At 66.2% G+C, this 9,879-nt stretch carries 7 protein-coding genes; 6 read left to right on the top strand and 1 reads right to left on the bottom strand.

Annotated features, from left to right (window positions below):
• The first annotated feature begins 305 nt into the window (after window positions 1-305).
• Complete coding sequence (locus ABFE16_06275; protein ID MEN6344895.1) at window positions 306-1,403, top strand: PEP-CTERM sorting domain-containing protein; 1,098 nt, start codon at window positions 306-308, stop codon at window positions 1,401-1,403.
• A 150-nt stretch (window positions 1,404-1,553) separates the two neighbouring features.
• Window positions 1,554-2,636 carry a PEP-CTERM sorting domain-containing protein gene (locus ABFE16_06280; protein MEN6344896.1) on the top strand — a complete coding sequence of 361 codons (1,083 nt, stop codon included), beginning with the start codon at window positions 1,554-1,556 and terminating at the stop codon, window positions 2,634-2,636.
• Window positions 2,637-2,646: 10 nt separating this feature from the next.
• Here ABFE16_06280 and ABFE16_06285 read toward each other — a convergent pair whose 3' ends face one another.
• Window positions 2,647-2,871, bottom strand: coding sequence for a hypothetical protein (locus ABFE16_06285; protein MEN6344897.1), 225 nt, complete (start codon window positions 2,869-2,871; stop codon window positions 2,647-2,649).
• Window positions 2,872-3,022: 151 nt separating this feature from the next.
• Between ABFE16_06285 and ABFE16_06290 the strand changes: the two genes are divergently transcribed.
• The 4 genes from ABFE16_06290 to ABFE16_06305 all read left to right on the top strand — a co-directional run.
• Window positions 3,023-3,802 carry an RraA family protein gene (locus ABFE16_06290; protein ID MEN6344898.1) on the top strand — a complete coding sequence of 260 codons (780 nt, stop codon included), beginning with the start codon at window positions 3,023-3,025 and terminating at the stop codon, window positions 3,800-3,802.
• A gap of 110 nt (window positions 3,803-3,912) precedes the next feature.
• Window positions 3,913-5,598, top strand: coding sequence for a glycoside hydrolase domain-containing protein (locus ABFE16_06295; protein MEN6344899.1), 1,686 nt, complete (start codon window positions 3,913-3,915; stop codon window positions 5,596-5,598).
• A 211-nt stretch (window positions 5,599-5,809) separates the two neighbouring features.
• The gene (locus ABFE16_06300) at window positions 5,810-9,325 is read left to right on the top strand and encodes a glycosyl hydrolase (GenBank protein ID MEN6344900.1); all 3,516 of its coding nucleotides are present in this window, start codon (window positions 5,810-5,812) and stop codon (window positions 9,323-9,325) included.
• Window positions 9,326-9,362: 37 nt separating this feature from the next.
• Window positions 9,363-9,879 (top strand): carbohydrate binding domain-containing protein (locus ABFE16_06305; protein ID MEN6344901.1); only part of this gene is annotated, 517 nt, incomplete at its 3' end.

Genomic DNA, 9,879 nt, shown 5'->3' on the forward strand with positions numbered 1-9,879 from the left:
CCTCTACCTTGCCTGATTCCTGCCGCTGACCTCTCGTCCGACTTCTTGGCCGCAGTCACCTCTCCACGCGCCGCGTGGGCTGGCCCCAGAATCGCAGTGTCCTGGTGCCCAGATTCCGTTCACGGTGAGGACACCATCGGGCTCGAAATGCCGTCATAGTAGCGCCGCAGTTCCTTGAGTTGACACAGTGCAACCCCTGTCGTGTACAATGGAGCGACCAGAGTGGGGAGAGTTGTTCCTCTGTCGACTCGGTGAACAGCCTGCAGGATACCGCGACCACCACCGTGCAGCTCGGGAGTACTAGTGTGAACGGTCTCATGCGCCTGCTTCCGTACCTCGTCGTCTGCGCGCTCCCCTTGGCACCCTCCTGCGCTTCACCGACTTACACCATTGCTGATCTTGGCGCCGTGGGCGGCGTCCATAGCTGGGCTGAGGCCCTCAATGACTACGGTCAGGTGGTGGGCTACGCCCGCAACGCCGCCGACTACGACCGTGCCTTCTTGTACTCCGGCGGCACCATCACCGATCTGGGCGACTTTGGCGGCATCAGGGCCTCGGCCTACGGCATCAACAACCTGGGGCAGGTGGTGGGCACTGCCTGGGAAGCTGATGGCGACACGCTGGCCTTCCTGTACACCGGTGGTCCGCTAGCCTCTCTCGGGGGCTTCGGCGGAGGCGATGGCTATGGACGGGACATCAACGAGGCCGGGCTGATCGTAGGATACGCGAACGAGCCGGATGCACACTGGCGCGGGTTCCTGTACTCCGGCGGCACGATGATAGACATCGGCGACCTCGGCGGCACGAACAGCTACTGCAACGCCATCAACGAAGGCGGCGTGATCGTCGGGCGTGCGTACGATGCCTCCGGCAAGACCTACGCCTTCGTGAAGTCCGGCGGCGTGATGACGAACCTGGGTGCGCTCGGAGGCACCAACAGCGAGGCCTGGGACATCAACGAGTCCGGTCTGATCGTGGGAGCAGCCGCGAACGCCAGCAACTGGGGACGCCCCTTCATGTACACCGGCGGGACCATGAGTGATCTGGGGACCCTGGGTGGAGCCTGGGGTGCGGCACTGGGGGTCAACGACGCAGGTTGGGCAGTGGGATGGTCCGATTCGGACCCGACGCCAACAACCGCGAACCGCGCGACCCTCTGGGCGGATGGTGCCACCTACAACGTCACCGACCTGCTGCCCACCGGTAGCGGGTGGACCCTCCTGTCGGCCACGGACATCAACCGTTGGGGCGACATCTGCGGCTACGGCACCTACGGCGGCCATACCCGCGCTTTCCTCGCGACACGCGATGGTGTAAACCGCAACATCCCCGAGCCCGGCTCGATGGCGCTGATGGTCGCCGGACTGGCAGTGCTGGCTCTATGGCGGCGCTGCAGGAGTTAGGCGATAGGGTGGGGGAGGACGAGGGGCGGTCAGCGCCGCGCCTGCACGCTCTCCCGGAAACCGCCCGGAAATGAGGGAAGGAGACCTGACGTTCTGGGCGAATAGGGCCTGCTGTTGGGGGAAGGTTGGCTTACCTCGGGAGGGTTTTGAATGGGTTTGCGTATTGCTCTGGTCTGCGTCTTGGCTGTCGCGTTGTTGCTCCCCACAAGCCCCACCTTCGCCATACCGATGTACAGCGTCATTGACCTGGGTACCCTTGGCGGAAGCTCCAGCTACGCCAAGGGCATCAACGACGGCGGACAGGTGGTGGGCTACTCCGAAGACGCCAGCGGCAACAGCCACGCCTTCCTGTATTCGGGCGGTCCCCTGGCCGATCTGGGCACCTTCGGTGGGAACGACAGCGGCGCCGCAGCCATCAACGCTGGCGGGCAGGTGGCGGGCTACTCGCAAGCCGCCGGCGGCCTCGCCCACGCCTTCCTGTATTCGGGCGGCCCCCTGGCCGACCTCGGCACTCTGGGCGGAGCCTACAGCTACGCCACGGGCATCAACGACGGTGGGCAGGTGGCGGGCTACTCGCAAGCCGCCGACGGCAGCAGTCACGCCTTCCTGTATTCGGGCGGTCCCCTGGCCGACCTCGGCACCTTCGGGGGAAGCAACAGCTATGCCACTGGTATCAACGACGGCGGGCAGGTGGCTGGCTACGTCTGGTACTCCAGTGGCTACGAGCATGCGTTCCTGTACTCCGGCGGCACTGTGAACGACCTTGGCACGTTGGGGGGACCCGACTCCAGTGCGTGGGGCATCAGCGGGAGCGGGCAGGTGGTGGGCTTCTCTACGACTTCCGACGGCTACGACCACGCCTTCCTCTACGCAGGCGGCCCTCTCACCGACCTCGGTACCCTGGGCGGGAACGTGAGCAGAGCCAGCGGGATCAATGGCACTGGACAGGTGGTCGGGGCCGCCGAGGACCCCAGCCACGCACTCCACGCCTTCCTGTGGGACGGGGGGACGATGTACGATCTGAACGGCCTTCTTTCAGGCAGCACCAGCCTGACGCTCAGAGGTGCCACGGGCATCAACGACCGAGGGGACGTCTGTGGGTTCGGCCTGGACGCCGAGGGGGCGACGCATGCGTTCCTGCTGAAACGGGACGAGATCCCCGAGCCCGGCTCGATGGCGCTGATGGTCGCCGGACTGGCGGCGCTGGCTCTATGGCGGCGCCGCAGGAGTTAGGCGATAGGGCTTACCGGCTACCCTCCTCGTTTCCTCCAGAGTCTCTTGCCCCGACGAAGTCCGGACCGCCGGCTGCAGCGTATCCGTTGCTCGCGCCCTTCACGTCCGAGGCCATCCAGAAGGAGCACAGGCTGCCCTGGAGGAGCGTGAACCTGAAGCGCACCTTCTGTCCGGCCAGGGCGTTCAGGCCGTCCACTCCCTGCCACTTCACCGGCATCAGCGTCGCCTTGCTCATGCAGGTCGTTCCCGATACCGGGCTCCCCTTCTGCCCCGACCGACCGTCCCCGAACCTCCGGGGAGGAGGACGCGACTGGTCGGCGAAGTCAGCGGCAGGAGACGTGGCCTGGATCAGGTTGCGGCCTTGTGATAGCGAAGGGAGATGCCTGATGGTGCACAGCGACTCGGACGCGTCCCTCCTTGATGGCACCCGATTGCGTGCGCTCTACAAGTACCTGCGTGTGGTCGATGTGTGCGATGCGTTGGACGGCATCGGCTACTTCAGCCTCACGCTCCTGTCTCGCGACATCCGACCGCTGTGGCCCGGGATGCGCTTCTGGGGGAGCGCGCTCACGATCCGCTGCGTTCCGGCCCGGCGCCCAATGTGGAAGCTCTCGACGACCGAGGACATCGTGAAGGCGCACGGACTGTGGTTCAGCGAAGTGGGCAACGTCGACTACGCTTCCCTGATACAGCCGGGCCATGTGCTGGTCACCGACACCGGCGGCAGCGGCGAAGTTGGGTTCTGGGGATCGAACAACTCGCTCGGCGTCATGGCCCGCGGGGCAGTGGGCATCGTGACCGATGGCTACTGCCGCGACACGGCGGAGGTCGCTCGACAGCGCACGCCGATCTGTGCCCGGGCCATCGGTCGCACGATCATCCCCGGCCGCATCGAGGCCATCGAAGTGCAGACCACTATCGGCTGCGGCGGCGTCCAGGTGCGTCCCGAGGATATCCTCGGCTGCGATGACGATGGTGTGGTAGTGGTGCCGCTGGAGGTTGCGCAAGAGGTCGCGATCCATGCTCGCGCGGTGCTGCTCGCCGACATGAAGGGCCGCCGGGGACTCTATGAGCGACTGGGCATGCCGATGGATGAGACCGTGGACGTAGCTACCGTCGAACGCTACTACGAGGACCTTGACGAGGAGCTCCGCAGCGGGGGCTAAGGCAGTCGGGGTACCTGGAGCGAAGCTCGCGGAAGCCTGCGAAGGCAGGTTGGGCGACCTTGCCGTCGCGCTGTGCCCGGCCGTGCATTCCATCCTTGAGGATATCTGCCATGGTTACCTATTGGGTCGAAGACAGCCTGCGGAAGGTGTTCCAGAACGAGGGCCCAAGCGCCGAGGCAAGTCAGGAGATCCACCTCGCCGCTGCCCGCAACGAGCGCGAGGACGTACAGGTCTGCCTGCGTTCCGAGAGCGCCTACAGAGAGGTGCGGGTCGAGCTGTCACAACTCCTCGGTCCCGGAAGAGCCTGCATCCCCGCGAGCGCTCTCACGGCCAACTTCGTCGGCTACGTTCCGCTGTTTGAGAACACCGCCAACAACGGTGATGGCGAGCACATTCTTCGCCGAGCCCCGGACTTCTTCCCCGACCCCTTCCTGGAGTGGCCGGTGGTAAGCCTCAAGCCGAACCGCACGCAGCCCCTCTGGATCACGGTGGCCGTGCCGGAGGGAACCCCCGCCGGTTCGTACCACGGCAGCGTCACCATCACCGCCGACAGTGAAAGCCTCGTGGTGCCGATCACCGTCGAGGTGTGGCCCTTTGCGCTACCCCGCAAGACCTCGATGTGGAACACGAACTGGTTCAGCACCGGCTGTCTGGAGGAGTGGTATGGGATCAAGCGCTTCTCGGAGGAGTGGTGGACCTGGGTGGATCGGGTCGCGCAGAACATGGGGGAGCATCTCCACAACACGATCCTCACGCCACTGTTCGAGCTGGTGCGCATCAGCAGACAAGGCGACGGCTTCACCTTCGACTGCGGCAACCTCGATCGCTGGATCGAGACCTTCGACCGCCACGGCGTCGCTGACCGCATCGAGGGCAGTCACCTCGGCGGACGTGGCGGCAACTGGGAGAGCGCCTTCGTCTTCCGTGGCCTGACCGTCTACAAGGCAGACGGTAGCCCCGAGCAGTTGCCTGCGGCGCCGGTCGATGACCCTGCGCGTCGCGGACTGCTGCGAGACTTCCTGATCGCGCTCAAGGCCCACCTTGCCGACAGAGGCTGGTGGGATCGGTTCATCCTCCACCAGGCCGACGAGCCCGTGCCCGCGAACGAGGCCTCCTACCGCCAGATGGCGGGCTTCGTGCGTGAAGTGCTGCCCGACGTCCCGCGCGTTGATGCGGTCATGGCTGATGGCCTGGTCGGTTGCCTCGAGATCCGCGTGCCGCAGATCCAGGAGTTGCGCGACGGCTTCCACAACGAGGGAGAGGAGCTCTGGAGCTACACCTGCCTCGCGCCGCAGGGACCGTACCCCAACCGGTTCCTGGACTTCTCCAGCCTCAAGACGCGCATCATCCCCTGGGTGAACTGGCGTTACGGCGCCATCGGCTATCTGCATTGGGGTTACGCTCACTGGAGCTCCTGGGGCGGCTCCAGGGGAGCGGTCGATCCGTGGAGCAACGCCACCGGTGGCAGCGAACGCCTCCCGGTCGGGCGTCTTCCGCTCCCGCCCGGTGACCCGCACGTCGTCTACCCGGGCCAGGAGAAGATCTGCAACTCGATCCGCTGGGAGATGGTGCGCAAGGGTACGGAGGACTACGAGTACCTGAAGCTTGTGGAGCAGGGGATCGCCCGCCTCGGGGAGGATAACCCGGTTGCCGCGAAGGCCCAGGCGCTCCTGAAGGAGATCGCGACCGACCTGCTCCGGAGCAACTCCGAGTACACTCGCAGCGACGCCGCCCTGCAGCAGGCCCGGCAGCGTCTGGCAGCGATGATCGTCGAGCTGGAGGCGCAGACCGGGTAGCGAAGGGTGCTGCCGGACAGTGGCCGGTCTGGGACGGGAGAAGATGATGCGACTGGACTCGGGGTAGGCCTGCAGGGCTGCCCCGAGCAGGTCGTGCTCAGTCCGGAAGACGCGGAACACCGTTATCCTCGTGTGCCCTGCTCGTCGGGCGATCTCCCGGCTGGTGCCTCTGCAGTGGAGTGCATCCCGCACTACTGAGGAGTTGGCTCCGATGAAGCTGTCAGCGAAGGCCCTGTTGGTCTCCACCCTTTGTGTGGCCGCCGCTTTGAGCCTGTCCTGCTCGGCCTCTGCGCAACCCCTCACGGACCTGTCCCGCAACTTCCAGACTCCGCCGGCCTCCGCGAGGCCCTGGGTCTACTGGTTCTGGCTCAACGGCAACCTCACCCGCGAGGGCATCACCGCAGACCTCGAGGCCATGAAGCGCGTCGGGATCGGCGGTGTGCTCATCATGGAGGTCGATCAGGGCGCCCCTGTGGGGCCGGTGTCCTTCGCGGGCAGTGAGTGGCGTGAGCTGTTCACCTTCGTACTTGCCGAGGCGAACCGGCTGGGCCTCGAAGTCAACATGAACAACGACGCCGGGTGGAATGGGAGCGGCGGGCCCTGGATTACACCCGACAAGGCGATGCAGAAGCTGGTCTGGAGCGAGAGTGAGGTCCAGGGACCGGCGCGCTTCGAGGCGGTGCTCGCCCAGCCGAAGACCGTGGCCGGCTACTACCGCGATGTGGCGGTGCTGGCCTTCCCGACCCCTGGCGACTATCGCATCCCCGAGATCGAGGCGAAGGCGGCCTACGACCGCCGAGACTTCGGCCCACGTGCGGACTACGGGCAGGTTCCTCCCGAGCAGACGATTCAGCGCAGCCGCATCCTGAACCTCACTCCACAGATGGGCGCTGACGGCCGCCTGACCTGGGACGTGCCGGAGGGCAAGTGGACGGTGCTGCGCTGCGGCCACACCCCGACGGGTGCGCAGAACGCTCCTTCCCCAGCCTCCGGTCGTGGGCTGGAGTGCGACAAGCTCAGCAAGGAAGGCTCTGAGGCAGCCTTCGAAGGACTCCTGGGCAAGCTGGTTGCCGACTCCCCTGCGCTCGTGGGTAGGTCGCTGGTTGCCACGCACATTGATAGCTGGGAGAACGGCTCGCAGAACTGGACGGCGCGCTTCCGTGAGGAGTTCGAGCGCCTGCGCGGTTACGACCCGCTGCTCTACCTGCCGGTGATGACTGGGCGGGTCGTGGACAGCCTCGAAGTCTCGGAGCGCTTCCTGTGGGATCTGCGGCAGACCGTCTCCGATCTGATCGTCGAGAACTACGCCGGGCACATGCACGAACTGGCTCAACAGCACGGCCTGCGCCTGACGATCGAGGCCTACGGCGACACCGTCGTTGCGAACCTACCCTACGCGGGGCGCTGTGATGAGCCGATGGGCGAGTTCTGGTGGCCCGGGATGGGTGCAGGCGGGACGCTTACTGAAATGGCCTCGGCGGCTCATGTCTACGGGAGGCCGGTCTGCGGTGCGGAGGCCTTCACCGCCAACAACGACGAGCGCTGGCTGGCGACACCCGGTCTGATCAAGCCGCTGGGCGACCAGGCCTTCTGTCTGGGCATCAATCGTTTCGTGGTCCATCGCTACGCCCTGCAGCCCTGGGCCGATCGTCGTCCGGGGATGACCATGGGACCGTGGGGGCAGCACTACGAACGCACGCAGACCTGGTGGGAGCAGAGCGGTCCGTGGCACGAGTACCTGACCCGCTGCCAGTACCTGCTGCAGAGCGGCCTACCGGTGGTGGACCTGCTGTACCTGGCTCCCGAGGGCGCTCCGCGAAGCTTCAGCCCGCCGTCGGCGATTCTCCGCGCTGGGTACAGGGCCGACAGTTGCCCACCCGAGGCACTGTTCACAAGGGTGTCCGTGAAGGACGGCCTGCTGGTGCTGCCCGACGGGATGAGCTACCGTGCACTGGTTCTCCCGAACTCGCCGACCATGACGCCTGCGTTGCTAGAGCGCCTAAGCAACTTGGCGGCGCAGGGAGCGACGATCCTCGGAACTCCACCCTCCAAGGCGCCGGGCCTCACCGACTACCCGCAGTGCGACCTTCAGGTGAAGCACCTCGCGGATGCCCTGTGGGGCACCGGGAAGATCATCACAGGGAAGACGCCGCAGGAGGTCCTGGCCGCCGCAGGAGTCGGACCGGACTTCACCGCGAACCGCACGCTGAACTTCCTCCATCGGCGCATCGGTGAGACTGACGCCTACTTCGTCGCGAACCCTCTGAACCACGCTGTGAATGCGGTCTGCAGCTTCCGCATCTCAGGACGCCGACCGTCGCTGTGGCGGCCTGAGACCGGACAGGTGGAACCCGCCGTAGCCTTCACGCAGGCCGAGGGGGGAACGCAGACTCCGCTGCGGTTCGAGGCCGGCGAGTCGGTGTTCGTCGTCTTCGGTACAGACGGCGCCGGGCCCGATCCGGTGCTGCAAGTCACCCGTGACGGGCAGTCGGTCCTGACGCCGCCGGTGCGCGAGGCGAAGGTCACGATTCGCCGCGCGATCTGGACGCCCTCGCAGGTAGGGAAGGAGACGCGGGATGCCACCCAGCAGGTGCAACGGATGCTGGATCGCGGGATCCGCTCCTTCGTGGTCTCAGAGCTCGCGTCGGAGGGCGATCCTGCGCGCAACATCGTCAAGACCCTGCGGGTCGAGTACGAGGCAGGTGGCCGGACCTTCGCCGCGCAGGCCACCGATCCTGAGCGCCTCCGCTTCGAAGTGCCCGCAGGTACGCAGAGGATCATCGTTCGGAGTGCGCTCTGGGGAGTGCCGGGTGACCCGGTCTACGGCTCCAAGGACGTGACGGAGCAGGTGCAGAAGAAGGTGGAGGGCGGCCAGCGCAGCTTCGTCGTCGCCGAGCTCGCTGCTGAGGGCGACCCCGCTCCGAACGTGATGAAAGCTCTGCGGGTGGAGTATGAGGTGGAGGGCAAAGCTCTCAGCGCCGCCGCCAGGGACCCGGAGGTCATCTCCTTCGAGTTGCCGGCAGACACGACTCCGCCGGTGCAGATGGAGAGACGGGCTGACGGTGCGCTGCTCGCTGTGGCCAACGAAGCGGGCACCTACGAAGTGCAGATGCAGTCGGGCCGGAGGCTGCACTTCACGGGCGCCGTGCCTCGCAGCCTCGATGTGACAGGTCCCTGGACGGTCCGCTGTGCTCCCGGCTGGGGTGCGCCGGAAGAAGTCTCGTTCCCGGCGCTGATCTCCTGGAGTGAGCACTCGGACCCGGGTGTGCGGTTCTTCTCCGGGACAGCCACTTACCGCAGGAGCCTGCAGTTGCCGGCAGAGCTGGTCGCCGCGAACCGGCGAGTCCTCCTCGACCTTGGGCGCGTGGAGGCCTTCGCGCAAGTGCGCCTCAACGGCAGGAACCTGGACATCCTGTGGCACGCGCCCTACTGCGTGGACATCACTGGCATGGCGAAGGCGGGCGACAACGAGCTCGAAGTGGAGGTCACGAACCTGTGGCCGAATCGCATGATCGGGGATGAGCAGCTCCCGGAGGACAGCGAGCGGCGCAGCAACGGAACGCTGGCGCAGTGGCCGCAGTGGCTCCAGGAGGGCAAGCCGAGTCCCACGGGGCGCTTCACCTTCACCACCTGGCGACTGTGGCCGCAGGACTCGGAGCTGCAACCGTCAGGACTGCTCGGGCCGGTGACGGTCCGGTCGCTCAGTGTACAGGTGGTCGGTCAGTGAGGGACTGAATCTGCAGCGAGAGTGAGGGAGCCTGAGTATGCCATGCAACGGACTTGCGTTCCTGGCTGCAACCGGGCTGTTTGCTGCTCTGAGTACGCCGATGGCCTTCGGGCAGGTCGGTCGCAGCTTCATCGTCTCGAACTTCGAGCACGGGATCGCGGGCTGGGTGACGAACGACGCGATCAGGCAGAGCGGGAAGACGAAGGACACTCCGCTCGTCTCGGTCGAGCGGTCCACGGAAGCGCACTCGGGGACCGGCAGCCTTCAGGTGTCCTTCCATCCCGGGCAGGGCTGGGCCGGGGCGTACATCCCGCTGGCAACGATGCGTGACCAGTGGGCCGACGCCGCTGTCGATGAGCTGGCCTTCTGGATGAAGGGCGACGGCCAGGCGAAGGAGGTAACGATCCACCTCCAGGCCTGGAACGATCAGCATGTCCCGGCCTTCTTTGGCGTGCCCGTATCACTGCAGGACACGGCCTGGCACGAAGTGGTGATCCCACTCGCGCGGCTCCAGGCGGCGAACCCCGGCACTCCCCTGCGCCTGCCGTCCTTCC

The organism is Armatimonadia bacterium, assembly GCA_039679385.1.
Classification (GTDB): Bacteria; Armatimonadota; Zipacnadia; order Zipacnadales; family JABUFB01; genus JAJFTQ01.